The 24719-nt window shown below is 67.2% G+C and carries 26 protein-coding genes, 4 tRNA genes and 1 pseudogene; 12 read left to right on the top strand and 19 right to left on the bottom strand.

Annotated features, from left to right (window positions below; genetic code table 11):
- Positions 1-162: 162 nt before the first annotated feature.
- Positions 163-831, top strand: coding sequence for an MspA family porin (locus CA982_RS00825; RefSeq protein ID WP_086533620.1), 669 nt, complete (start codon positions 163-165; stop codon positions 829-831).
- A gap of 17 nt (positions 832-848) precedes the next feature.
- Complete coding sequence (locus CA982_RS00820; protein WP_086533443.1) at positions 849-1559, top strand: MspA family porin; 711 nt, start codon at positions 849-851, stop codon at positions 1557-1559.
- Between the two features lie 66 nt (positions 1560-1625).
- Here the strand turns inward: CA982_RS00820 and CA982_RS00815 are convergent.
- The 5 genes from CA982_RS00815 to CA982_RS00795 form a co-directional block, all read right to left on the bottom strand.
- A tRNA-Ser gene (locus tag CA982_RS00815) sits at positions 1626-1713 on the bottom strand.
- 196 nt (positions 1714-1909) lie between these two features.
- Positions 1910-2119, bottom strand: a complete 210-nt coding sequence (locus CA982_RS00810) for a CsbD family protein (RefSeq protein ID WP_064570850.1) — start codon at positions 2117-2119, stop codon at positions 1910-1912.
- 172 nt (positions 2120-2291) lie between these two features.
- Positions 2292-2561 carry a hypothetical protein gene (locus CA982_RS00805; protein ID WP_004021788.1) on the bottom strand — a complete coding sequence of 90 codons (270 nt, stop codon included), beginning with the start codon at positions 2559-2561 and terminating at the stop codon, positions 2292-2294.
- A 122-nt stretch (positions 2562-2683) separates the two neighbouring features.
- Positions 2684-3148: a nucleoside deaminase gene (locus CA982_RS00800; protein WP_208617845.1), complete on the bottom strand. Its 465-nt coding sequence runs from the start codon at positions 3146-3148 to the stop codon at positions 2684-2686.
- A gap of 19 nt (positions 3149-3167) precedes the next feature.
- Entirely contained in the window at positions 3168-3710 is a 543-nt protein-coding gene (locus tag CA982_RS00795; protein ID WP_086533441.1) for a tRNA adenosine deaminase-associated protein, read from the bottom strand.
- A gap of 78 nt (positions 3711-3788) precedes the next feature.
- Here CA982_RS00795 and CA982_RS00790 point away from each other — a divergent pair, with 78 nt between their 5' ends.
- Positions 3789-4763, top strand: coding sequence for a prephenate dehydrogenase (locus CA982_RS00790; RefSeq protein WP_086533440.1), 975 nt, complete (start codon positions 3789-3791; stop codon positions 4761-4763).
- Between the two features lie 27 nt (positions 4764-4790).
- On the opposite strand, the gene CA982_RS00785 is transcribed toward CA982_RS00790, so the two are convergent.
- Together CA982_RS00785 and CA982_RS00780 are read right to left on the bottom strand one after the other, a co-directional pair.
- Positions 4791-5345 (bottom strand): putative glycolipid-binding domain-containing protein, encoded by a 555-nt coding sequence (locus CA982_RS00785; protein WP_086533619.1) that lies wholly within the window; start codon positions 5343-5345, stop codon positions 4791-4793.
- Positions 5346-5505: 160 nt separating this feature from the next.
- Positions 5506-6291, bottom strand: coding sequence for a hypothetical protein (locus CA982_RS00780; RefSeq protein ID WP_086533618.1), 786 nt, complete (start codon positions 6289-6291; stop codon positions 5506-5508).
- 529 nt (positions 6292-6820) lie between these two features.
- Between CA982_RS00780 and helR the strand changes: the two genes are divergently transcribed.
- A complete protein-coding gene (gene helR, locus CA982_RS00775) occupies positions 6821-8995 on the top strand; it encodes an RNA polymerase recycling motor ATPase HelR (RefSeq protein WP_425269016.1) in 2175 nt (724 codons plus the stop codon).
- A gap of 210 nt (positions 8996-9205) precedes the next feature.
- Here helR and CA982_RS00770 read toward each other — a convergent pair.
- Positions 9206-9281: transfer RNA gene (locus CA982_RS00770), tRNA-Arg, on the bottom strand.
- 52 nt (positions 9282-9333) lie between these two features.
- Positions 9334-9425 (bottom strand) — tRNA-Ser (locus CA982_RS00765).
- A 118-nt stretch (positions 9426-9543) separates the two neighbouring features.
- Here CA982_RS00765 and hisC point away from each other — a divergent pair.
- Complete coding sequence (gene hisC, locus CA982_RS00760) at positions 9544-10611, top strand: histidinol-phosphate transaminase (protein ID WP_086533438.1); 1068 nt, start codon at positions 9544-9546, stop codon at positions 10609-10611.
- Positions 10612-10654: 43 nt separating this feature from the next.
- On the opposite strand, the gene CA982_RS00755 is transcribed toward hisC, so the two are convergent.
- A complete protein-coding gene (locus tag CA982_RS00755) occupies positions 10655-11632 on the bottom strand; it encodes an alpha/beta hydrolase (protein WP_086533617.1) in 978 nt (325 codons plus the stop codon).
- A gap of 189 nt (positions 11633-11821) precedes the next feature.
- On the opposite strand from CA982_RS00755, the gene CA982_RS00750 reads away from it, so the two are divergent.
- Positions 11822-12331 (top strand): acyl-CoA thioesterase, encoded by a 510-nt coding sequence (locus CA982_RS00750; RefSeq protein ID WP_086533437.1) that lies wholly within the window; start codon positions 11822-11824, stop codon positions 12329-12331.
- On the opposite strand, the gene CA982_RS00745 is transcribed toward CA982_RS00750, so the two are convergent.
- Positions 12305-13552, bottom strand: coding sequence for a hypothetical protein (locus CA982_RS00745; RefSeq protein WP_086533436.1), 1248 nt, complete (start codon positions 13550-13552; stop codon positions 12305-12307). The two genes, CA982_RS00750 and CA982_RS00745, sit on opposite strands and share 27 nt — an antisense overlap.
- Positions 13553-13704: 152 nt before the next feature.
- Here CA982_RS00745 and CA982_RS00740 point away from each other — a divergent pair, with 152 nt between their 5' ends.
- The 3 genes from CA982_RS00740 (at position 13705) to CA982_RS00730 (ending at position 16691) form a co-directional block, all read left to right on the top strand.
- Entirely contained in the window at positions 13705-14793 is a 1089-nt protein-coding gene (locus tag CA982_RS00740; RefSeq protein WP_086533435.1) for a magnesium transporter CorA family protein, read from the top strand.
- Positions 14794-14925: 132 nt separating this feature from the next.
- Entirely contained in the window at positions 14926-15894 is a 969-nt protein-coding gene (locus CA982_RS00735) for an ABC transporter ATP-binding protein (RefSeq protein ID WP_086533434.1), read from the top strand.
- Complete coding sequence (locus CA982_RS00730; protein WP_086533433.1) at positions 15891-16691, top strand: ABC transporter permease subunit; 801 nt, start codon at positions 15891-15893, stop codon at positions 16689-16691. The genes CA982_RS00735 and CA982_RS00730 overlap by 4 nt, the downstream gene beginning before the upstream one ends.
- Positions 16692-16707: 16 nt before the next feature.
- On the opposite strand, the gene CA982_RS00725 is transcribed toward CA982_RS00730, so the two are convergent.
- Positions 16708-17382, bottom strand: a complete 675-nt coding sequence (locus CA982_RS00725; RefSeq protein WP_086533432.1) for a winged helix-turn-helix transcriptional regulator — start codon at positions 17380-17382, stop codon at positions 16708-16710.
- A 221-nt stretch (positions 17383-17603) separates the two neighbouring features.
- On the opposite strand from CA982_RS00725, the gene CA982_RS00720 reads away from it, so the two are divergent.
- A complete protein-coding gene (locus tag CA982_RS00720) occupies positions 17604-18419 on the top strand; it encodes a class I SAM-dependent methyltransferase (RefSeq protein WP_086533431.1) in 816 nt (271 codons plus the stop codon).
- A gap of 116 nt (positions 18420-18535) precedes the next feature.
- Here CA982_RS00720 and CA982_RS00715 read toward each other — a convergent pair whose 3' ends face one another.
- Complete coding sequence (locus CA982_RS00715) at positions 18536-19408, bottom strand: exodeoxyribonuclease III (RefSeq protein WP_086533430.1); 873 nt, start codon at positions 19406-19408, stop codon at positions 18536-18538.
- A gap of 158 nt (positions 19409-19566) precedes the next feature.
- Entirely contained in the window at positions 19567-19899 is a 333-nt protein-coding gene (locus CA982_RS00710) for a histone-like nucleoid-structuring protein Lsr2 (RefSeq protein ID WP_086533429.1), read from the bottom strand.
- Positions 19900-20736: 837 nt separating this feature from the next.
- On the opposite strand from CA982_RS00710, the gene CA982_RS26525 reads away from it, so the two are divergent.
- Positions 20737-21225: a hypothetical protein gene (locus CA982_RS26525; RefSeq protein WP_158097784.1), complete on the top strand. Its 489-nt coding sequence runs from the start codon at positions 20737-20739 to the stop codon at positions 21223-21225.
- A gap of 66 nt (positions 21226-21291) precedes the next feature.
- Here the strand turns inward: CA982_RS26525 and CA982_RS27140 are convergent, their stop codons facing one another.
- The 4 genes and pseudogenes from CA982_RS27140 to CA982_RS00685 all read right to left on the bottom strand — a co-directional run bounded on the left by CA982_RS27140 (position 21292) and on the right by CA982_RS00685 (position 23117).
- Positions 21292-21384, bottom strand: a complete 93-nt coding sequence (locus CA982_RS27140) for an Lsr2 family DNA-binding protein (protein WP_425269015.1) — start codon at positions 21382-21384, stop codon at positions 21292-21294.
- Between the two features lie 149 nt (positions 21385-21533).
- Positions 21534-21719: pseudogene (locus tag CA982_RS27135) on the bottom strand (hypothetical protein); the annotation flags it as partial.
- Positions 21720-21864: 145 nt separating this feature from the next.
- Positions 21865-22197, bottom strand: coding sequence for a hypothetical protein (locus CA982_RS00690; RefSeq protein ID WP_086533427.1), 333 nt, complete (start codon positions 22195-22197; stop codon positions 21865-21867).
- Between the two features lie 835 nt (positions 22198-23032).
- Positions 23033-23117, bottom strand: a tRNA-Ser gene (locus CA982_RS00685).
- Positions 23118-23194: 77 nt separating this feature from the next.
- On the opposite strand from CA982_RS00685, the gene CA982_RS00680 reads away from it, so the two are divergent.
- Positions 23195-24166, top strand: coding sequence for an NAD(P)H-quinone oxidoreductase (locus tag CA982_RS00680; protein ID WP_086533426.1), 972 nt, complete (start codon positions 23195-23197; stop codon positions 24164-24166).
- A 114-nt stretch (positions 24167-24280) separates the two neighbouring features.
- On the opposite strand, the gene CA982_RS00675 is transcribed toward CA982_RS00680, so the two are convergent.
- Positions 24281-24703, bottom strand: coding sequence for a MarR family winged helix-turn-helix transcriptional regulator (locus CA982_RS00675; protein WP_086533425.1), 423 nt, complete (start codon positions 24701-24703; stop codon positions 24281-24283).
- Between the last annotated feature and the right edge of the window lie 16 nt (positions 24704-24719).

Below are 24719 nucleotides of genomic sequence, written 5' to 3'. Positions count from 1 at the left end.
GTCAACCCCGTACATAGTTTTTCACTCATCTTGTATTTAGGGTACGTTCACCTACGATCGCCACCCCTGCCGCAGCTGACGGGCCCATCCCCCTGCGATGAGTTCTCGACGCAGTGCGACACCCCGTCCGCGGACGGGTAGATGAAACGAGGAGAGCACGAGATGACACAACGAACCTTGCGGGCCGTCGGACTGTCCGCACTCATCGGCGGTTCGGTGACTGCCGCGCTGCTGGCCGGCTCCGCGTCGGCGGGTGCTGACGCATTCGTGCGGCTTCCGGGCGGCACCGCGAAAGGTGAGGGCATCCAGATCGTCCGGTCCGAGGAGAGCGCCCGGGTCTCGGCGTCGATGGCCGCCAACGGGGTATCCAGGACCACCTGGGTCAGCGGTCAGATCACCTTGTACGCACCGAATCTCAAGCCCGCCAAGGCAGGCCCGAGTGTCGGCGCGGCCGGCGAGACGACCCTTCCCGGGAGCAACGGAACAGCGACGAACGGCGCCGCCGCCACCCTCTCCACCGGGTACATCATCGGATGCCAGGTGAACATCAAGGGCCTGCAAGGCGGTCTGTCCGGATCGCTGACCCCGACCGCACCGTCGCTGTCGGGCACCCTGACCGTTCCGCTGGCCGCCGGCGACGTCACCTTCGTGGTGCTGAACACAAAGAACATCGAGAAGGCCGGCACCTACCACCTCGGTTACGACGACGCTCAGATCGACGTACAGAACTGCGGCGGATATGCCCAGGCACGTGCATTCACCACGATCGAGACCACCGGTGAGGTGCACCAGAAGGTGAACCTCTACGGCAAGCCGTTCTCCATCGGCTGACCGCGAACCCGTTGACCATGACCACGACTCGCCGAATCGGAGCTCCCATGACCGCCCCCCAGCGCCACATCACGCGCACCCGGATCATCGCGGCCACGACCGCACTCGCCTGCGCGGCACTGGTGCCCGCGTTGACCGCCTCACCGGCGCAGGCCGACACCACCGTCCAACTCCCCGGACAGTCCGTCACGAAGAAGTTGAAAGACGGTACGACGGTGACCATCACGCGCAGCAACGAATCCGCGCGGATCAATCCCTCGATGGGTGGCACACCCCTACACCGCAATGCATGGGTCTCCGGCAAATACGTGGTGACGACCTCCGACAAGGCGGCGAAGATCGGCGTCGGCTCGGGCTACATCGTCGGCTGCCAGCTCACACTCGGCGGCAACTCGAACAGCCGGGCTGGCGCGACCGCACCCAACTTCGACCTCCAGAGTGCGACCACGACAGCCGAGACCGGCGCCGGCGTGACCATCGGCCCCGGCCAGGCGGTCAACTACGTCATCAACGACCGTGAGTACAAAGACGCGTTCGGCGCGGCCGGACACTCGTCGTCGATCAGCTTCTCCGGCGGCAAGGGCACGCTCGCGTACACCAACGAGACCATGATGGTGAACGGCTGTGCCGGTTATGCGCAGGCCCGCTCCTACGCCAAGGTGAGCATCACGACCGACAATGTGTCGCAGTCGATCGCCGTCTACGGGAAGCCGTTCAGCATGGGCTGATCCGCCGAACCGCGGCCGCAGGAGCGAAATGACCCCCCATCCGTGAGGATGGGGGGTCATTTCCGGCGGTGGCGGAGGGATTTGAACCCTCGGTACGGGGTTACCGCACACAGCATTTCGAGTGCTGCACCTTCGGCCGCTCGGACACGCCACCGCCGAAAACTGTACCGCAGACCCGCGGTCAGGCTTAAATCGGCTGGTCAGGCGTGGGTGTCGGCGCCCGTCACCTGCCCTTCGAGGCTCGTCGCTTTCGCTCCTCACACCTCAGGGAGCAGGGGACACGTCGCGCTCCCCACACCTTCAGGGAGCAGGGGACACGTCGCGCTCCGCACCTTGGAGAGCAGTCGGACCTAGTGGCCGGTCAGCTTGTCCTTGACGTCGTCGATCTTGCCCTTGACGGCGTCGGCGGCCTCGGTGATCTTCTGCTTGCCCTGAGCCTGCGCCTGGTCACCCTTGCCCTCGTTCTTGAGGTCCTGATCGTCGGTGAGGCTGCCCGCGGCTTCCTTGCCGCGGCCCTTGAGCTCTTCGGCCTTGTTCTTGGCGTCGTCCGTGGTTCCCATGAAGCCTCCTCGGTTGAGGTTCGGCGCGGCCGGGTGCCGTCCGATGTGGAAGAACTCGGCGACGACCGATGCGCCGGCTGCTCGACACTGGCGCCGCCTGAAGGAGCGGACTCCCGCATCCCACCGTGCCACAGGTGTGCACTGAGCTGCATGACCGCAGGTCAGCGACCCGTCAGCGGTTGTTGAACTTCTGCGACACCTCGTTGAGCTTGTCCTTGGCGGTGGTGAACGCCTCCTGGACCTTCTCGTTCTCGGCCAGATCGTTGAGCTTGTCCTTCGCAGTGCCCAGGGCGTCCTGGACCTGCTTGCTCTCGACGAACTCGTCGATCTTGTCGCGCGCAGTACCCAGCGCTTCCTGCACCTTTCCGCTCTCGGCGAGTTCGTTGATCTTCGCCTTCGCGGTGTCGAAGGCCGCGGTCACCTTGTCGGACGGATCGGTCATGACTACTCCTCGCGGGTCGGGGGTGCTGCTGTCCAATCTGCCAGGACCGCGCGCCCACGACCACCGGACTCGACCCTGAGATCTCACCGATCTTGCTGTGTCACGACCCCGAGACACCGCGGTCACGGATGTCGTCGGGTGGCGAAGAAGTCGACCATGAGGGCGCGACACTCGTCTTCCAGGACGCCGCCCCTCACCTGGGGCCGATGCGACAGGCGCGGATCGCGGACGACGTCCCAGAGGGAGCCGACCGCTCCGGTCTTGGGCTCCCACGCCCCGAACACGACGGACTCGACCCGGGAGAGGGTGATCGCGCCCGCGCACATGGTGCAGGGTTCGACCGTCACCGCGATCGTGCACCCCGGGAGCCGCCAGCCGTCCCCGAACGCCCGCGCCGCCGCACGCAGCGCGAGCACCTCGGCGTGTGCGGTCGGATCACCGTCGGCCTCGCGGCGATTCGCGGCGCGGGCCAGTTCGACGCCTTCCGGGTCGAACACGACCGCGCCGATGGGCACGTCGTCGGTCCCCGACAACGCCGCCGCGTCGAGTGCCGCACGGACCATGGCCTCCCAGGCGGGCGCACTCATCGAGCGAATTCTGACCGACTCAGTGGCCGAGGGAATCGAGGACCTTGCCCAGCTCGTCGGCGAAGCCGAGCCGTGCCGCGATCATGCCGAGTTGTTCGTCGGCATAGAGATCGGTGTCGCCGACGATGATGCTCATGACCGCGTCCGGAAGTCCCAGGTCGGCGAGCAACCCGAGATCCCCTTCCTCCCACGGATCGATCTGATCGAGTTCGTCCGGGTCGATGTCGGGTACCTCGACGTTCAACGCGTCGAGCGCGTCGACCGCGATGTCGTAGTCGATGGAGGCGGTCGCGTCGGAGATCAGTAGACGCGCTCCCGTCGGGGACGGCCGCACGATGATGAAGAACTCGTCGTCGACGTCCAGGAGCCCGAACACCGCGCCCGCGGAACGCAGCTCACGCAACTGGGTTTCGGCGTCCTCGAGATCGGAGAGCGCCGACGGTTTCATCGCGGTGACCTTCCAGCCACCCTCGTCGCGGACGACCGCCACGGCGAAACCGTCGATGTCGTCGTCCACGTCCTGCGCGTTCGACCCCGACTTCCCAAATCCGGCACCGGCCATGCAGCAAACCGTAGCCCCTATCACCGGTACTCCCAAGTCCCGGTTCACCGTGCGTGACCGGTATGGGAACGTGTCAGGGTGACTGCCGCGCCGTCGTCCCCCGCTCTCGTCCTCCCCCGACCGGTGTGCGTGCTGGGTCTCGGGCTGATCGGCGGGTCGCTGGTGCGGGCCCTGCACGACGCCAGACATGAGGTGTTCGGCTACAACCGGTCCACGGCGACCGTCGAAGCCGCCACTCGTGACGGCTATGACGCGTCCTCGGATCTCGTTGCGACACTGGGGCGCGCCGCGTCGTCGGATGCGCTGGTCGTGCTGGCGACACCGGTGACGACGATCGAGCCGCTGGTGACCGCGCTCGCCGAGCACGCCCCCGGCGTCCTGGTCACCGACGTCATCAGCGTCAAGCAGCAGGTCGAACACGTGCTCGGCCGGCTGCACCCCGGTGGTCGATACGTGGGCGGCCATCCGATGGCAGGGACCAGCTCGTCGGGCTGGGCGGCGACCGACGCCACCCTCTTCGATGGGGCCATGTGGGCGGTCACCACAACCGACGACACCCCGGCCGACGATTGGCTCACGGTGGCCTCGCTGGCCGTGGCCGTCGGCTCGCGAGTGGTGCCGGTGGCTCCCGACGCGCACGACCGGGCGGTCGCCGCGATCTCCCACCTCCCCCACCTCACCGCGGCGGCAACCGCCGCCGTCGGAGCGGGTGAGAGCGACCTCGCCCTACGCCTGGCGGCCGGCAGCTTCCGCGACGGCACCCGGGTCGCCGGCACCGCACCCGCCCTGCAGCGCGCGATGATCGAGGCCAACGGGATCGCCGTGCTCAACGTCCTCAGCGAGACCATCGACCGCCTGGTCGCCGTGCGCGACGAACTCCGCGACCACGGGACCGTCGAAGTGCTCGTCGACGACGGGCACCGCGCCCGCGCGGCGTACGAGCAACTGCACTCCGGGGCCGCCGAGGTCATCTCCGGGGTGACCGTCGGTGACGACGGCTGGCAGCAGGAACTCCGCAGGCAGGCCCACCAGGGCCGGGTGTGGGTGGGCTGAACCCGACGGTGGCCGGACCCGGTGTGGTCAGACCCGGCGTGCGAGACCCGGGTAGTCGACGACGAAGTTGTTCTCGTCGACGGTGATCGTGGTCGTCGCCAGCGGCGAGACCACCCGGAATCCGTCCTCGCCCGGGGTGTACGACATCGTCGCCGGCTTCACGTCTCCGCTGGGCAGATACATGTAGGCGACCGGGACCTGGACCGTTCCGGGTTTCGACGCCGACAGGGCACGCCGCCGGATCGGCAGGGCGTTGAACATGGGCGACAGCGCGAGGTCGACGTCTTCGGCGCCGCCGAAATCCGAGCGGGTGGTCTCCCCGTCGGGACGACGGATCAGCCACGTGCCCTCGTCATCGCGGGTGATGCCGAACTGCGTCTCGCCGTCGGCGCGCACCAGGTGCACGGTCAGACGCTTGACCACACCGGCATCGGTGGTCTGCAGCTCGTAGGACGCGGAGAACGCCTCGTGGTCGGCAGTCGCCGCGGCGATGATCCGTCCGTATGCCTTGAGGCGCGCGCCGGACACGACCAGGCGGACCTGCTCGAGTCGATCGGTGTCTTCGCCTCGCCACGTGAGCATCGTCTTGAACTCGTCGGTGGAGGCGGAGGACTGACCGCTGTCAGGGGCTGTCTGCGGAGAACTCACGTGACCACGGTAGCGAGCCACGGCCCCGATCACACATCGGACGAGCAGGTCACCCCACCGACGCGCGGTATTCGCGGTGACCGCGACGGAACACCTAGGCGATGCAGGACGCGGTTCGGCGCGTCGACGACGGCGTGACGGTGTCCTCCACCACCTTCTCCCCGTCGACCGTGATCGAGCAACTCACCGCACTACCCGTCCCCGCGATCACCAGCAGACGCAGCGGATTCACCCCGCCGGTGAACTGGACGGTCCACGGATTCGTCGGGGCGAACTCGGAGCGCAGGCCGGCATCGTCGACGTACAGGATGGTCGCCTGACCGTCGATGGTCGCCTCGTAGGTCACCGGCTTGTTCTGCGGATCGATCCGTTCGCGGGGTTGACCCGGAAGCTGTTGTCCCGGTTCGGGCGGGCTGAGGCTGGGCGGTTCGAAGGTGCGCGGGATCGGCATCGTGTCGGTGATGAGCGGCGAATCCGCGACCGGATCTTCCGCCGACCCGGCGCGAAGCCCGAGGAAACCGACGAACGCCACCACGAGCAGCACCACCAGCCCAAGGGTGAGGACCAGGGTCGCGGTGGGCACCTTGGGAATCCGCGAACCCGCTCGGCCGTCTCGGCCGTCGTCCTCCCGCTCGGCGGTCGCGACGCGTTCGGCCTCGGCACGCTCGGCGCGTTCGGCCATATGCAGTTCGGTGTTCGTCGGCTGGCCGGGACGGAACATCGGCGTGCCGTCGGAGGCATACCCGAGCGGGGGATAGAGCTGCGGCGCGACGGGCCGGCCGTACAGATCACGTGACGACCCACCGGACTGGCTGCCGGTGTCGTCCCGGAGCCGCGGATCACGGGCGCCGTGGTTCGGCTCCCCGTACGGCTGTCCCATCGTCGGCCTCCGGTCGAGATCCTGCGTCATCGTCGACGCGTCGAAGCGCCGGCCGAAACCGGCGGACGGGCGCACCGCCGCGTGTCATTCCACACTCGACCTTACGGCCCGGGCTCGGATGCTCAGGTCGACGATCCGAAAGCCGCTGGCCAGGACGATACCGCGCGGAGATGGCGACCAGTCGGTCGAATGAGTCCCGAACGGAACGACCCGAAAACCCGGAGAGCTGTGGCCGCGCTGCCGCCCCACCCCCGTGCGCTCGGGGGCGGCAGCCCCCTGACAGGCCCCACCGAGAGAAGTTCACCGTAGTGAACTGAAAGTACTTTCACATACAGCATCGCGCGCTGCAACAGCTGGCGGACTGATCGGGACAAGTGGGATCGGGGTCCGTTTCACCTGCGCCCCCGGCGATCTCTCTTCCCCTTCCACCATAAGCCCTGGACAGGGGCTTGCCGCAAGGCCCCCCACGCGGTGCAGAATCGCTGTCTCACCTGCCGAGACCGCCCCTGCCGCCTGCCGATTCGGAGCCCTGTCTGTGCCCTCAGTCCCCCACACCCCCACTTCGACGACCACCGCGGTGTTCGCCCTTCCGGACCGCCTGTCCCCGAAGAACGATCCCGCCCGCATCGCCGATGACGCCCGGCACTTCACCTCGATCACCACGAATCTGCGCCGCACACTGGCCGACGCAGACGCACGCTTGCAGGGACTACGACGCGAAGCCGGTGGCAAAGGCCGCCGAGCGGTCGACCGCGACATGGAGATCCACCAGCTCGGCTCGCGTATTCGATCCCTGCGACGCTTCGGCCTCGACCTGTGTCTGGGACGTCTGGTCCGCGAGGACGGGGAGATCCTGTACATCGGCCGACTCGGCCTGACCGATCTCACCGGTGACACCCTGCTCGTCGACTGGCGCACCCCGCTGGCCGCGCCGTTCTTCGCCGCCACCCGCCGGGATCCGATGGGTCTGCTGAGCCGGCGCCGATACCGCTGGACACACGGCCGGATCACCGACTACTGGGACGAGGTCTTCGTCGACGACCCCACGGTGCTCGCCTCACACGCCGCACTCGACGAGCAGTCGGCGTTCCTCGCCGACCTCGGTGCCAGTCGTTCTCCCCGGATGCGAGATGTGTTGGGCACCATCGCCACCGATCAGGACGCGATCATCCGCGCCGGTTCACACGGCGCCCTCGTCGTCGACGGCGGGCCCGGGACCGGTAAGACCGTCGTCGCGCTGCATCGTGCCGCCTACCTCGTCTACGCCGATCCGCGCCTCGCCGGCAATCGGGGCGGGCTGCTCGTCGTCGGGCCCCATCGGCCCTACCTCGCCTACGTCGCCGATGTGTTGCCGAGCCTGGGTGAGGAGAGCGTCCAGACGTGCACTCTCGCCGATCTCGTCGGCGAAGGCGATTCGGCGACAATCGAAGCCGAGGCCGACGTGGCACGGTTGAAGTCGTCGGCTCGCATGGTCGAGGCCGTCGAACCGGCGGTCCGGTTCTACGAACAACCACCCACAGCACCCTTCGTCGTCGAAACACCCTGGGCGGAGACAACTCTGACCCCGACCGACTGGGCGGAGGCCTTCGACGTACCGGAACGCGGCACGGCGCACAACGATGCCCGTGACGAGGTCTGGGAGGAACTGGTGTCGATCATCGCGTCGCGGCACGACGACGACGTGCCGCACCACGCACTGCGTCGTGCGCTGGCGGCGAACAACGAACTCGTGACGGCATTCTCGCGGGCGTGGCCGGTGCTCGACGCCGCGGAGATCGTCGGTGACCTGTGGTCGGTGCCGGCCTTTCTCCGCATGTGCGCGCCCTGGCTGACTCCCGCCGAGGTACGCGCACTCCAGCGCAGCATCCCGGACGCCTGGACCGATGCCGACCTACCGATCCTCGACCGCGCCCACCGCCGGATCGGCGACCCGGCGGCGTCGGCCCGTCGTCGCAGGCAGCGCGCCGACCGGGAGGCGGAGCGCGAGAAGATCGACCAGGTGGTCGACGACCTGATCGCCGCCGAGGTCCACGACGACGGCGAGGGAGTGATGGCGATGCTCCGGCACGAGAACCTACGCCACAACCTCGGGGACGAACTCGTCGGTGCGACCGCCGGCCCGTTGGACGGGCCGTTCGCGCACATCGTCGTCGACGAGGCCCAGGAACTGACCGACGCCCAGTGGCATATGCTGATCGACCGTTGCCCGTCGAAGAGCTTCACCGTCGTCGGCGACCGCGCGCAGGCCCGGCGAGGATTCGGCGAATCCTGGGCCGAGCGACTGCGGCGGGTCGGATTGGGTGACGTCGCCGAGGCGGGATTGACGATCAACTACCGGACACCCGAAGAGATCATGGCTGCCGCGGCACCCGTCATCCGTGCCGCGCTCCCCGACGCGAATGTGCCGACGTCGGTTCGACGGGCGGGGATTCCGGTCACCTACGGTGATCGCGCGGACCTCGGCACCGTGGTCGACGAGTGGACGTCGACGCATCGAGACGGGATCGCGTGCGTGATCGGGGAACCGGGGTTCGCCGGGACCGACCGCGTCCGGTCGCTCACTCCGACCCTCGCCAAGGGTCTCGAGTTCGATCTCGTGGTGCTCGTCGACCCCGACTCCTTCGGCGCGGGCATCGAGGGCGCGGTCGACCGCTACGTGTCGATGACCCGGGCGACCCAGCAGCTGGTGATCCTCCGCGGGTAGTCACCCCCTCGCCGAGTGGGGTAGTGCCGTACTCGTGTCGACACCACTGACGCCGACGAGGATGGAGGACATCACGACGGACCATCGGCGCATCGAGTCCTCCCGGTGACCGTCGCGACCCAGATCGTGTGTGCCGGCGCCTCGTCCACCCACCCAGGGTTCCGGCGCACACAGAAGAGGCCCGCCACCGGAATCGGTGACGGGCCTCTGTGGTGCGCCCGTAGGGATTCGAACCCCAAACCTTCTGATCCGTAGTCAGATGCTCTATCCGTTGAGCTACGGGCGCGTGCTATTCAGTTGTACAGCTCTTCAGTTGTACCGCCGTCGGCCGACTGCGGTGGCGGAGGCGAGAGGATTTGAACCTCCGGTCCCGTTTTAGCGAGACAACTCATTAGCAGTGAGTCCCATTCGGCCGCTCTGGCACGCCTCCTTGGCGGAGTCCTTTCGAACTGCCGAGTCGAAAGGTTACACACCCTTCGCGTCCACAAGCAAACCGTTTGGTCAGAGCCGGTTTCTGCCTGTTCGGGGCCGCGGCCTACATTGGTCGGGTGAGCTTGCGAATCCGCCCCGACCTGGACGACCTTCCCGTATACGTGCCGGGCAAGACGTTTCCGGGAGCGGTGAAACTCGCGAGCAACGAGGTCACCGAGGGTCCGCTGCCGAGCGTCGTCGACGCCATCGGCGCCGCCGCCGCAGCGGTGAACCGCTACCCCGACAACGGGATGGTCGAGCTGACCGCCGCACTGGCCAAGAGCCTCGGTGTCACCGAGGACGAGGTCCAGGTGGGATGCGGGTCGGTCATCCTCTGCCAGAACCTCATCCTCATCACCAGCGGACCGGGCGACGAGGTGGTCTTCGGGTGGCGGTCCTTCGAGACCTATCCCCTCGCGACCCGGGTCGCGGGCGCGACACCGGTACAGGTCCCGCTCACCGGCGACCTGACCTACGATCTGCGCGCGATGGCCGACGCCGTCACCGACCGCACGCGCCTGATCTTCGTGTGCAACCCGAACAACCCGACCGGCACGGTGGTCGAGGCGACCGACCTTCGTGACTTCCTGCAGAGCGTCCCGTCGGACGTCGTCGTCGCTCTCGACGAGGCGTACTTCGAGTATCTGCGTCTGCCGTCGAACCAGGCCTACGATGCACTCGAGCTCCGGCGTGAGTTCTCGAACCTGGTGGTGCTGCGCACCTTCTCCAAGGCGTACGGACTGGCCGGGTTGCGCGTGGGCTACGCGATCGGTGATCCGGAGGTCATCACCGCCCTCGGCAAGGTCCACATCCCGTTCTCGGTCAGCAGCGTGGCACAGGCCGCCGCACTCGCCAGCCTGGACGCCGGCGAGCAACTGCTGGCCCGCACGGACGCGGTCGTCGCCGAACGCGCCCGCGTCACCGCGCGACTACGCGACGCCGGATATCGGGTGCCCGACTCACAGGCGAACTTCGTCTGGCTCGACCTGGGGGCGGCGTCGATGGAGTTCGCACGCGCCTGCGTCGACGCCGGGGTGGTGGTCCGCCCCTTCGACGGTGACGGCGTGCGGGTGACCGTCACCAACACCGCCGAGGACGACGTGTTCCTGCGGTTCGCCGAGAGCTGGGACGGTCCGCGGAGCTGACGGTTCTCGACGGTCCGTCGCGTGACCGTGGGCTCGCGGTCGACTACAGCCCGCGGCCGATGGTCGGCCAGAGGACCTCGAGATCACGCTCCCAGTACGCCCACGTGTGGGTCCCGATGAGCCGGAACCCGTCGGTGTATCGCACCCCCGCGGCGCGCAGCGTGATGGCGAACTCGAGCGAGCACCGGTACGCACCCAGTTCGAGCGCCGACGACGACGCGGTCACCACCTCGCGCGGACCCTCTTCCGGTTCGATCTGTCGCTGGAGGTCGAGAGGGCCGACCGCACCCGACCCGGCCGAGATGAAGATGTTCTTACCCCGCAACCGGTCCAGATGCAGGCTCGGGTCGTGTGCCCGCCAGCCCGCGGACCCGAACGGGCCCCACATGTTGGTGGCGTCGCCGCCGTCGCGGCCGACGGTGCCCCGGACGTAGGCCTCGTTGACCGGTCCGGACACCGGCGGACAACCGCTGAGCGAGGCGACACCGGTGTACATCTCGGGGTGACGGATCGCCAGCGAGAAGGCGGCCTGGCCGCCCATCGACAGACCGATGACGGCGTTGCGCCCGTTGCCGTCGAACCTCGCGTCGATCAGCGGCGGCAGTTCCTTGGTCAGGAAGGTCTCCCACATCGGCTTGCCGAGCGCCGCGTCCTTCTTCTGCCAGTCGGTGTAGAAGGTGCCCTTGCCGCCCGTGGGCAGCACGACGTTCACGTTCTTGTCCGCGAAGAAGCGGCCGGCCCGACCCTTGGTGATCCAGTCGCTGACCTCGCCCTCGGCACCCGCGCCGTCGAGCATGTAGACCGTCGAACGCGGCGCCGAACCGCCGACCGGCGTGAGGACCGAGAGCTTGATCCGCTCGTTCATCGCCGGCGAGAACACCCAGATATCGGTGCGCAGGGCACTCAGTTTCTCGGACTTGGCGATACGCGCCACCTGCCGGGGAGCCGCGTCGGCGATGGCCGGGGTCGACAGAATCCCCACCATCAGGCACACGAGACCCGCGATCAATCGCCTCGACATCCAGCCCACTCCCTCGCCGACAGTCCCCCCGAGCGCACCCGGACCCGTCGTGTCCCCACGTGCGCGCCCGCGCCGATCGGATCGGAGCGACGCGGACATCTAGACTCACAGACTACCCGGCGTCCAGCGGAGTGGAAGGCCGTGACCACGGCGTCTCACGGTCACCGGGACCGCCGAGGAAAGTCGACGATGCCCAGTTCACCTTCTGTTCACCCCCAGCGTCCCGATCGAGACGAGACCGCGTCCACCGAGAGGCTCGGCCGGCACGACTTCGCGTTCGCCGCCGAAATAGGGGTGCGATGGTCGGATATGGACGCCTTCGGCCACATCAACCACGCGCGGATGGTCACCCTCATGGAGGAGGCGCGCATCGCGTGGCTGTTGAGCGCCGGCGAGGACTACGCCCCGCTGATCACGAGCGCGATGATCGTGCACGTCGACATCCGATACCGGGCCCAGCTGCGCCACGACGACTCGCCACTGCGAATCGGGATGTGGATCAAGGACTTTCGTTCGGTGGACTTCACCATCGGATACGAGATCCGTGGTGCCGGCGCCGACGCCGCCAGCCGTCCGGCGTGCGTGGCCAGCACACAGATGGCCGTCGTCGACATCGAGAAGCACACCCTGCGGAGGCTGACCCCCACCGAGAAGGACTACCTCAGCACGTGGTCACGAGGGCTCGTAGCGGGCGGGTAGCTCGCGGGGCACAGCCGGCGAGATGCGCGCGATGTTGCCCTGCAACACATCTCGATAGATCCGCAGTTGCTCTTCGCCGCTGCGCACCTGCTCGGTGAGTCGCTTGGCGTTGTCGACGGAGATCTCCCGGTCGCCCGATCTCGCAATCAGCGCGTCGATGCGGTCGTCCAGTGTGGCCGCTTTGTTGTACTCGGCGAGGACCTGGAGCTCGACGGCCGCGGACTCCACGACGTGCGCGACTTCGCCGAGCGCCTGGACACGGTCGATGAGCTCGGACCACACCGGCCGCAGCGTCGTCTCACGCTGATCGATCTGCGCGGCGAAGGTGCGGTCGAAGCCGCCGTTGCGCTTGGCCCGGTCGAGGTCGATGCGGACGGCTCGCAGCGCGATGACGTCGGCGGCGATCTCGGCGACCTCGGCATGCAGGTTCACCTGGGTGCGCTGGACCTCGAAGTGGTCGGAGCGCCACGCGGGGTTGCCGAGGATGCGGTCGTAGTAATGGCCGGTGATGAACAGCAGGGTCTCGTAGCCGTCGACGAAGGCCGCGGCACGCGGCGCACCGGCCTGGGAGGCACCGCCCGGCGCCTCGCGCACGCCAGACAGGAACTGGTCCGCCCACTGCCCCGCCTGCGAGTTGCCCGATTTCGCGGCCACCTGCCCGACGACGCCGGCGATCCGGTCGAAGGCGGCGGTTCCGGCGCGACGGACGTAGCTCGACGTGTTGACGTTGGGGGTCGGGGTGCACAGCAGACCGGCGAACAGCCGGTCCCGTTCCTCGATCTCGAGGTAGACGTTCTCCCGCCGCTCGCGCCGGATCGCCCTGGTCCCCGACGCGAACACCCCCTTGGCGGCGACGAGCTGCTTCCGGGCGTCCTCGCGGCGGCGCTGCAGGCCGTTGAGCCGGTTGCGCATGACAGCGCCGACCACGCCGGGCACCACCGGACTCGACAGCTGATGTTCGATCTGGACGATCGCGCGCTGCATGCGGCGGAGATCGCCGAAACCCGAGGACATCGACGGCATCGGCCGGCCGGTGGAGATCCGGCGCACCACGATCGCACGCCCGCCCGGGGTGAGATATCCGGAGGCGATGAGCAGCGCCGCGGTGTCCGACAATTCGCGCCGTTCGCCCGGCACCGCCGACCGATCGCACCACTCGCGGATCTGTTCGCTCGTGCGCGCGGGCATCAACCGATGTCCGCGGGAACTGCTGTCGACCATGTTGCCGCCGCCTTACCTGGAGAATCGGTGTCCGCGCCCGTCCACAGACACCGGTTTCGATGCTACCCGCGGCCGACGACCGCCCGGTGTGGCCGACATCGCGCCTGCCTGTCGCGCCGCCCCAAACCGTCCGGCGGTGTCACGATGGCCACATGACAGTGCCCTCGGATGTGTCGGAACCTCGCGGCGTCGAACGCATCCGCGGTCAGATCTGGCGGAACGGCGACCCGGTGGACGGTTTCGACCTCGGGGAGATCTCTTCCTGTCTCGAGGACCCGGAGAAGTTGATCTGGGCGGACCTGGAATGCCCGACGCACGAGACGCTGGCCCGGCTCGCCGCCGAACTCGAACTCGACCCGTTCGCGATGGAGGACACGGTCGCGGCGGCCGAACGGGTCAAGACCGTCACCTACACCGGCCACACCTTCGTGATGGTCTACGCGGTCTCGCTGCACGACGGCGACACACCGTCCGAAAACCAGGACGACGATGATGACGGCTCCGCGGCGACCGACTTCCGCGCCTCCGCGAACGGTCGGGCGCGGATGTTCGACCTGCACCGCATCTCGATCTTCGTCAAACGCAATGCGCTCATCACCGTGCGACCGACCCCGGCGCTCGACATCGACGAGGTCATGCGGCGGTGGTCGGACAGCGGGGCCATGCAGTACGGGATCGGCGCGCTCGTGCACGGACTGCTCGACGTCGTCGTCGACGGGCATTTCGACGCCGTGCAGCGCCTCGACGACGAGATCGAGGATCTCGAGGCGTTGCTCTTCGACGAGCGCATCCCCGGCCGCGAACTCCAGCGCCGAACCTACGACCTGCGCAAGGACCTCGTCGTCCTTCGACGGGTGGTCCTGCCGATGCGCGAGGTGATCGCCGGCATCCAACGACGGCGGTTCGACAACCACGCGCCACCGGAACTCGACCCGCATTTCTCCGACCTCTACGACCACGCGCTGCGGGCATCGGAGTGGACGGAGTCGTTGCGGGACATGATCACCACCGTCTTCGAGACCAACCTGACCCTCGCCGACGCGCGACTCAACACCGTCATGAAGAAGCTGACCGCGTGGGCCGCGATCATCGCCGTACCGACGGCGATCACCGGCTTCTACGGGCAGAACGTGCCGTTCCCCGGTTTCGAGCGACTACTCGGCTTCATCACCAGCACGACGCTGATCGTCGTGGTGGTGGTCGGCCTCTACCTGTCGTTTCGCAAGCGCGACTGGCTGTGAGCAGAGCGTTGTCATGTTGTACCGCAACCTATCTCACACGAACGGACTTCATTTTCGACTCATCGCACGAAAATGGTTGACCACGTGCACGTTTGATAGCGTAGGTGCCCAACCCACCTACGGAAGGCACCGATGGAGTCACCCGCGATCACGATCGACGGTCTCACCAAGCGGTTCGGCAGCCTGACCGCGGTCGATGACCTCTCGTTCACCGTTGCCCCCGGTCGCGTCACCGGGTTCCTCGGACCGAACGGCTCCGGCAAGACCACGACTCTGCGGATGCTCCTGGGCCTGGTCGAACCGACCTCCGGCCGGGCGCTGATCGGCGACCGTCCGTTCCGGCAGATCCCGCACCCCGCGCAGCACGTCGGCGCAGCACTGGAGGCGTCCAGCTTCCACCCCGGGCGCACCGGGATCGGGCACCTGAAGGCACTCGCCCCGCAGGTCGGCGTCCCGACGTCACGATGCCGGGAGGTGCTCGACTTCGTCGGACTCTCCCAGGCAGCGGACCGCCGGGTCGGCGGTTACTCGATGGGCATGCGGCAACGCCTCGGCCTGGCCACCGCGCTGCTCGGCAACCCACAGATCATCCTGCTCGACGAGCCGGCCAACGGACTCGACCCCCAGGGAATCGTGTGGTTGCGCGGCCTGCTCCGCTCGCTGGCCCACGAGGGACGAACGGTCCTCGTCTCCAGCCATGTGCTCGCCGAGGTGCGGAGCACCGTCGACGACGTCGTGGTGATCGGCAACGGCAAGCTGGTCCGGGCGTCGACGCTCTCCGATTTCGAGGCACTGGCCGAACATGCCGTCGTGGTGCGGACCCCGTCGCGGGCGTCGTTCGTCGCGCTCGCGGGCGAGCGCGGCTGGCAAATCGAGGACACCCACGACGGTTTCCGGATTCCCGGCGTGACCGCCGCCACGGTCGGTACGGCGGCCTTCACCGCGGGCATCGAACTCCACCAGCTCGCCGACGTCGGCGCCGATCTCGAGGCGGTCTTCCTGAATCTCACGAAGTCGTCGGACGCACCGACGAGCCATTTCCCGAGCGGTCCACCCGGTCCTCCGGCCGCGGGCCCGACTTCGCCGGAGGCCGTCCGATGAGGGCCGCGCTGATCGCCGAGTACCGCAAGTTCACCTCCACCAGGATGTGGTGGGTACTGCTCGTCGCCATGGTCGTCTACCTCGGTTTCATCGGTGCGGCGCTGGCCTTCTCGATGACCACCGAGAACGCGATGCAACAACCGACGACTCTGGTCGGCGCCGACCTCGCCCGCTCGATCTACGCACTCACCAGCCCGATCGGCTACGTGTTCGCCCTGGTGATCGGCAGCCTCGCGGTGACCGGTGAGTTCCGGCACAAGACCATCACCGCGAGTCTGCTCGTCGAGCCTCGCCGCGGAATTCTCCTGGTGGCCAAGCTGATCGCGGGTATCCCGATGGGCCTGCTGTACGGCGTCCTCGGCACGCTGGCGGTCGTCGCGACGGCGGCACCGATCCTCGCCACGGTCGGGGACGGCGCGTTCCTCGGCGACAGCTCGACCCTCGAGGTGATCGGCCTGTCGATGCTGGTGATGGTGCTGTGGACCGCGATGGGCGTGGCGTTCGGCGCGGTGGTGTCCAACCAGGTCGCCGCGATCGTGATCCTGCTGGCGTTCACCCAGCTCGTCGAACCGATCGCACGCATCGCACTCGCGACCTTCGACGTCACGTCCTCGGTGTCGAAGTTCCTGCCCGGGTCGGCCGCCGACGCCCTCGTCGGATCGAGTTTCTTCGCAACGATGGGCGGCGGCAGCAACGACTTGCTCCCGCAATGGGCAGGCGCGCTCGTCATGCTCGCCTACATCGCCGCGTTCGCGATCATCGGTCGTTACACGACGTTCCGTCGGGACATCGCCTGAGCCAGGCCGGGCGCCCTCACGCCGGTCGCGGAACCGCCGACGAGAGGCTCTGACCGATCCACGACGGCACATCCCGTGCCACCTCGGCGGGGCCGAGGATCTCGACCCGGTCGGCGGCGAGCGCGAGACGCCAGTCGATGTCGCCGCGCCAGATCTCGGTGAGCGTCCGCAGATCGGTCATCACCGAGGCGTCGAGTTCGTAACCGGGGTCGAAGTCGCACACCTGCGCCTCACCCCCGGCGACGACCAGCCACCAGGTACGCGCCTTGCCGATCACATCACGAAAAGTGAACTGCACCATGGTGCGTCGACGCGGCCACCGGTCGATCGGGATGGTGCGGTGCATGTCCCACATGAGCAGATGAGGGTCCAGGTCGGCGTCGCCGAGCTCGCCGATCCAGCGGATGCCCCACGCGCTCAAAGCCTCTACGACCGTGGTGAGCTCCGCGCCCATCGTCGTCAGTGTGTACACCGAACGTCCGCCGACAACTCTGCGGTTGATCACCCCGGCACGTTCCAGACTGCGTAAGCGCTTGGTGAGCAGAGCCGGCGACATCTTCGGCACCCCGCGTCGCAATTCGTTGAAATGCCGACTGCCCAAGAGGAGTTCGCGAACGATGAGAATCGTCCACCGCTCGTCGAGCAGCTCCATCGCCTTGGCAACCGGACAGAACTGTCCATACGATGTCATCGCAGCCTCCCCACTGCTGGTCGAGCCGGCCCCGAGCGAAACGAGGCGCCGTGTCGAAACCTCCTCGACCCAGTACACACCCGTGGTCAGCTGATGACCAGTACAGAAACTGAACTGCCGCCAGTACAGATCTTGGGCTGGAGGGCGGGCCGGGCTTCGTCGGATGCTCGGTGTGTCCGGTCACGGACGACAGCCAGCCGACGACCCGAGGGACCTCCATCATGACCACGACCCACCCGACCCCGTTCGACGCCGAGATCAAGGCTCGCCACCGCAAGCTGTGGGCGTCCGGCGACTACCCCGCCGTCGCCGACCTCATCGCACCGCTGGGCCGACGCCTCGTCGACGCGCTGCACATCACCGCCGGGGACAAGATCCTCGACGTCGCCGCCGGCGCGGGGAACGTTGCCGTGCCCGCGGCCGAAGCCGGCGGACACGTCGTCGCCAGCGACCTCACGCCCGAACTCCTGTCCGTGGGAGAAGCCCGGCACCGCGACCTGCCGATCACCTGGCGCACCGCCGATGCCGAAGATCTCCCGTTCGACGATGACGACTTCGACGTCGCGACGTCGTGCGTGGGCGTCATGTTCGCGCCGAATCACCAGAGGTGTGCCGACGAACTCGTGCGCGTCGTGCGTCCCGGCGGGCGGATCGGTCTGATCAATTGGACGCCAACGGGATTCATCGGCGAACTGTTCGCGGTCATGAAGCCGTACGCCCCGCCACCGCCGCCCGGTGCACAACCGGGGCCGCTCTGGGGCGATGCCGACCACGTGCGGTCGCTGTTCGGTACCGGTGTCACCGATCACGAATTCGTCACCGAGACCGTGGAGATCAGCGAGTTCGACGACGGCGCGGCGTTCCGCGACTTCTTCAAGGCGCACTACGGACCGACCATCATGGCGTACCGCAACGTCGGCGACGACCCCGCGCGCGTCGACGAACTCGACGCCGCCATCGCCGCCCACGCCGACCGTCACCTCACCGACGGACGGATGGAGTGGGAGTACCTCCGCGCGGTGCTGACGGTCGGGTGAGGCGGGGGCCACGCCGTTCCCGCTGGTTGAGCCGGCACCGAGCGCCAGCGAGGCGCCGAGTCGAAGCCACTCGGCGACAACCACCGGTCACGGGACGCGGGAGTCGCGGCACCGGATCACAGATCGGCGTACTCGACAACCAGCGGGGCGTGATCGGACAGCCGAGCGTCCGGCGATGCCTCCTTGTCGACGGCCACCGAGCGCGCCCGCCGGGCAAGCGCGGGCGAGGCGAGCTGGTGATCGATCCGCCACCCGACGTCCTTGATGAAGGACTCCCCCGCCCAACTCCACCAGGTCAATGGTCCGGGGCGGTCACCGTGCAGCGCGCGGACGACGTCCACCAACCGGCGCGGACCGGTGATCTCGCCGAACCAGGCGCGTTCCTCGGGCAAGAAGCCCTCCATCTTGCGGGCCGCACGCCAGTTGGTGACGTCGTGTTCGAGGTGCGCCACGTTGAGGTCACCGAGGAGGAGGAACTCCCGGCCCGCGCGGCGCGCGGCGAGCCGGTTGCGTTCCAGCTCGCGGGTGAACCCGGCCAGGAAGCGTTGCTTGCGCGCGTATTTGGCGCCGCCGTCAGGCTGTTCGCGCAACGATCCGGCGCGCTGCAACTCGGCCGGTAGCCCACCTTTGGGCAGATAGAGAGTGGCGACGGTCAACGGGTGATCGGCAAGGTCGACCTCGATGTAGCGGCCCTCGTGAGCGAAGGCGGGCAGTCCGCGGGCCTTGGGCGGGTGGGCTGCCCACGTGCGCACCGCGGCCGGTTCGCTTCGGGTGAGCACCGCGACGCCGTTCCGTCCCGCGATGGAGCCGACATCGATCGAGGCGTGATAGCCGTCGAAGTCGCCGACGTCGTCGATGCCACACCGCAACTCCTGCAGTCCGACCACATCGGGCTGCCGCCCGGCGAGCCAGGCGTCGAAGCCACGACGACGCGCGGCCCGGATCCCGTTGACGTTGAACGATGCAACGGTGAATCCACCGGTGCCCATGTTTCCTGCCTTCCGCGGTCTTCGGGCCCACACAAGCCCGTCGGCGCCGACGCAACCCGGCGCGCACACCTCAGTGGCAAGACTAAATCAGGTGCTTCTCAATCCCGGCGCCCAGTGCGATGGATGGGCGCTCGGTGTCTCGTCGACCTGATGCCGGCTCAGTGGGCAGCTTCGAAGGCTTCGACTATCTCTACGGGGATACGCCCGCGATCACCGATCTCATAGCCATTCGCCTGTGCCCAGTGACGGATCGCCCGGCTCTGCGCGGCCGGACGCCGGCTCTCCGCGGGGCTTTTCGAACCGCGAGCGATGCCGGCGCGTCGTGACGCTTCCAGGTACTTGGCCAGGCTCGCCCGAAACTGCTCGGCGTGGGCCGGCGAGGTGTCGAACTCGTATTCTTTTCCGTCGACACCGAATGTCAGAGTCACTGCTTCGTCCAGCTCTTTTCCGTCGACATCGTCGACGAACTTCACGACTGTCTGCCGCGCCATACGTCCCCCTCTGAACGCTCATGCGCGAACTCTCCCCAAGTTCGCACTGTGACGGACCGTAGCACAGGATTGACAATCTCTCCTTTGACAGTTGATATCAACGTATTGCCCTGCCGCTGGGCGTCGAACCGTTGTCCTCGAAATGGACCAGCGACCACGCACGACATGTCGTCATTTGCCAGGAGAGCAGTCGGGTCTCCGGCCGACTGCTCGGATAGGGCTACGTGCACCCGAATCATGACGGAAGTTGTGAAATAGCAGATCACGTCTTGCCGGGCGGCGCCGCCTGGATAGCGCTCCCCGCCGGCTCCGTCAGTTCGAGTCGTGCCGCCGTGAGGTCGCAAGCGCAATCCCGGCTCGCCACCCCGGCGCCCAACCGCCCTGCGGCGGAACCACGCCGTCAACCGTCATGTCAGCCATGACCAGGAGCCAGGACACCACAGAGTTCGAATTCCACATATCGCTGACGGCTCCGACATTTCGTCCCCAGGTCAGCGAAGGCACGTCCCGAACGCTGCTGACGAGGGCCTGCGACTTCATGCGGTCAGTCGTGAGCACTACCGGCCCGCCCACCGCGTAGGACCGGTCGGGGATCGTCCCGTCGGCCCAGCACCGAACCTCGTAGCGAAACAGTCGCCAGCGTCCCAAAGCCCGTAGTCCCACGGGTCCGCTGACCGCCACACCGCGGTCCAGTCCCAGGGGTGCACTCCACGCCGGCGCCATCTCGATCACGTATCGCGTGCCGTCGCCGACAGTCGCCTCCATCGCGGCGTGAAAAAGTGGACGGGGATCACGCCGAGCCAACCGTGCCTGGATCAGCTCCCACCACCGACTCGTGTGGCGCACAACCCGCCCGCCAGCGCCTACTGGTATCCACCAGAGCACCACTGCCGCCGAAGCGCTCACATCGATATCCGCCATCAGCATCAGCCTCCCGGTCACGCCCTCGGCAGGACCGATTACTCAGAGCTCCAGTTCAACGGCAATGACATCAGCGAGTTCATCGCCGTTCTGCCGCCACGTAATCAACAGATGCCCCGTACGCGCACTCTCAACGGCCCGCAAAACGACGGGGACCGACTCTCCACGCGCAACAAACGCAATGTGCCGACGGACACCGGGTTCGTGCCCGTCGAGGATCAGGCCACGTGTCCGGATCGCCACATCATGTGCGTCATCCCCGACATTCGTAATCCGGTGGCCGAGTTCCACATCGACTTCCAACCGCCACGCGCCACCATGCATCGGCCGCGCTCCTTCCACGGCCTCGACCCCGCCCGTGACCGACCATCTGGCGACAGAGTTGTCGTCTCGCGAGGAGTGTAATACCGCGCTGTGCAGGCTGCCTGTGACGGAATGTGGACGTGCGGCGCACCGACTGGACTGGCCGGCTCAGTGTGCGGCTTCGAAGGCCGCAACGATCTCCACGGGGATACGCCCCCGGTCACCGATCTCATAGCCATTCGCCTTCGCCCAGTGAGGAATCGCCTGGTTCTGCTCAGCCGGGCGTCGGCTCCGAGATCGATCCTTCGAACCGCGAGCGATTCCCGCGCATGGTGACGCTTCGATGTACTTGCCAGACTGGCACGGAACTTATCGGAGTTGGAAGGCGACGTGTCGAACTCGTACTGCTTACCGTCCAAGCCGAATATGACCGTTACCGCTTCCTGCAGCTCTTCGCCGTCAATATCGTCGATGACGCTGACAACTACACAATCTTGCCGCCGCTCGGGTCGATCTCGCCGCGCCACCAGGCGATCCACCCGTGGTAAGGCTGACTTGCAATGAAGGGTCCAGCCGCAATCTGGACGATCGCCCATAGGCGACGTGAGTCGAGAGTCTTCCTCTTACTCACCTGGCTGCCGTCTTTCGCGTTCCGATTGACGTCCGCTGTTCCGATCATGAGACGCCCGCAGACATCCGTACACCCGGGCATCTCAACCAATCGCTGTCATCCCTGACCTCTCAGTCGTTCTGCGCGGGCGTCAAATTCTTGTCTCTGTCACGCAACCCGCGGACCACCGATACCGCAGGCGCGACAATGACGATCGCTATCGCAACCACCGCCGCAGGGGTCTGCGGATAGTGCCCCGGCTCACCTGAAGCAACGAGTTCGTAGTGTCGCGGTAGAGCCAGCAGACAAACCACGACCGGAATGACCAGCACAATCGGTGAGACCCAACGGATCAACCTCCCAACGCCAGGTTTGCGGACCGCCAGAAGAGCTGCCGTCAGACCGTAACCGAGAGCGAACAGGACGGGGATCGCCAGCAGCACGGGTTCGGTGACGAGGTTCACGCCGAGCGAACTCCCAGATTCGCCACGCGACGAGCACAGCATTAGGGGAACGCGTCGTATACCCAATCCCGATCGTGACAAGACCAAGAACCAGGCCCACACACGCCCACCGGACGAAGACAGACTTGACGCTCATTTTTCCAGTCACGCCCTCTTCACTTCCCAGTCCACCGAGTCCCACCCGGACCAATCTCCGTTTACATCGAGCGTCTGATACCACAGTTTGTAGTTCCCGGGCTCCATGTAAATGTTGATGGGAATTTCGTGTTCGAATGATCCCGCACGCACATCCTGTTCAAAGTCGGTGCTGTTGCTGCCATCGGGGGCTTGGATGTGATGGCGAATGTGTGCGCTACCACCGCTGGTTCCTTCTCCCGAGATGATGATTCTGTCGACGTAAAGACCCTCTCCACCAACTTGTCCGCAGATTCGGCGGTTGACGAAGTACCCGCCTTCGTACCTCTCGCACTCACGAAACTGTGCGTTATGCGCGAGGTCACAGCAGCCTCCACCCGACGAGGACTTTGTCGGTTCGCGCTGTCGAACGGTCGGCCCCTTCCGGGTGGCGATCCACGACCCACACCGCAACGAGCCTCGCCACGTCCGCCAGGCGTGAACATGAAGCCCCTGCGGCGGATGCTCGAACACGCCTACGCGGCCTTGACTCTCGACGCCTACAGCGACCTGTTCAACAACGATCTCGACACCGTCGGGCCGCAGCACATCACGCGGCGCTTGCGGCGGGTGATGTGCACATCGTGTGCAGCGAGTATGGACTTGGCCCCACCGGGCAACAAAAAGCTCCCCACCTGCGCAAACAGGCGAGGAGCCGATGCGGAAGCGGAGGGATTTGAACCCCCGGTGGTTTTACCCACGCTCGCTTTCAAGGCGAGTGCATTCGGCCGCTCTGCCACGCTTCCCTGACGAGCAAGGTTACACAGCGACGCCGGAGCGGACCTCGGCTGGCACTCCGGCGCGCTGTGACACCATCGAAGAGGTGAAAGCCATCGTCGTCGAATCCGAGAACCTGTCCCTCTCCGACGTGCCCGACCCGACTCCCGCTTCCGGCGAGGTCGTGATCGACGTGGTCGCGGCCGGGGTGAATCGCGCGGACATCCTGCAGCGTGCAGGCAACTATCCCCCGCCGCCCGGGGCGTCGGACACCCTCGGCCTGGAGGTCTCCGGCCGGATCTCGGCTCTCGGCGACGGGGTCAGCGGCTGGTCGGAGGGCGACGAGGTGTGCGCGCTGCTCGCCGGCGGCGGGTACGCCGAGAAGGTGGCGGTTCCGGTCGAGCAGGTCCTCGCGGTTCCCGCGGGCGTCGACCTGGTGTCCGCGGCGGCGCTGCCCGAGGTCGCATGCACCGTGTCGTCGAACATCTTCGACACCGCGCACCTCACCACCGGCGAACTCCTGCTGATCCACGGTGGTTCCAGCGGCATCGGCACCCACGCCACCCAGATCGCCCATGCGATGGGCGCGCGGGTCGCGGTGACCGCCCGCACCCAGGACAAACTCGACCGATGCCGCGAGTTCGGCGCCGACATCCTCATCGACTACTCGAGCCAGGACTTCGCCGAGGTCCTCAAGGACGCCGGCGGCGCCGACGTCATCCTCGACATCATCGGCGCGAAGTATCTGGCGTCCAATCTGAAGGCGCTCCGTACCGACGGGCGCCTGGTCATCATCGGCATGCAGGGCGGCACCACCACCGAGATCAATCTCGGACATCTGCTGGCCAAGCGACTGTCGGTGATGGGCACGACGCTGCGCGCCCGGCCCGTGCACGGCCCCGGCGGCAAAGCCGAGGTCGTGGCGTCGACGCTGACCCGAACCTGGCCGCTCATCGAGGCCGGGACGGTCGTACCCGTCGTCGACCGCGTGTTCCCTCTCGCCGACGCCGGTGCCGCGCACGATCACCTGAACAGTGGTGACGTGATCGGGAAGGTGCTGCTGAGCGTCGGGGACTGATCGAGGTGCGGGCGGGTGGCTTCGACACGGCTCCTCGCTTCGCTCGTCACCTGCGCAACCAGCAGAAGGACGGCCCCGCTTCGCTCGTCACCTGCGCAACAGCGGCAGGACGGCTCAGTCGGATGCTGCCGGTTCCGCGGCGTCGACGGCCTCGCCGATCTTGCGGAACGCGACGCCGAGAGCGGTGAACTCCTCCGGCGTCAGCGCGTCGACGACGAACCGCCGGATCACCTGGTCCCGAACGCTCACGTGGTCGGCGAGCGTGCGCCGGCCCTGATCGGTCAGACGAACGAGTCGGTGCCGGCCGTCGGCCTTCGACTCGAAACGGTGGATGTTGCCGTCATCGCTCAGTCGCGCGATCATCCGGGACACGGTGCTCACGCGCATGTGCACCGCGTCGGCGACTTCGCTGACACCCAACTGCCGACTGGTCGAGACCGCTTCGAGGATGCGCAGGTCCGATACCGAGAGTCCCCGTTTCGCGAACTCGTCGTTGACGCGGGCGAAGAGTGCCCAACCGCCGTCGACGAGGTTCATCCAGCTCTCGGCCTCC

Source organism: Gordonia lacunae, from assembly GCF_002149015.1.
Lineage (GTDB): Bacteria > Actinomycetota > Actinomycetes > Mycobacteriales > Mycobacteriaceae > Gordonia > Gordonia lacunae.
The sequence above is the reverse complement of the archived record's forward strand: the minus strand, read 5'-3'. Positions and strand labels throughout refer to the sequence as shown.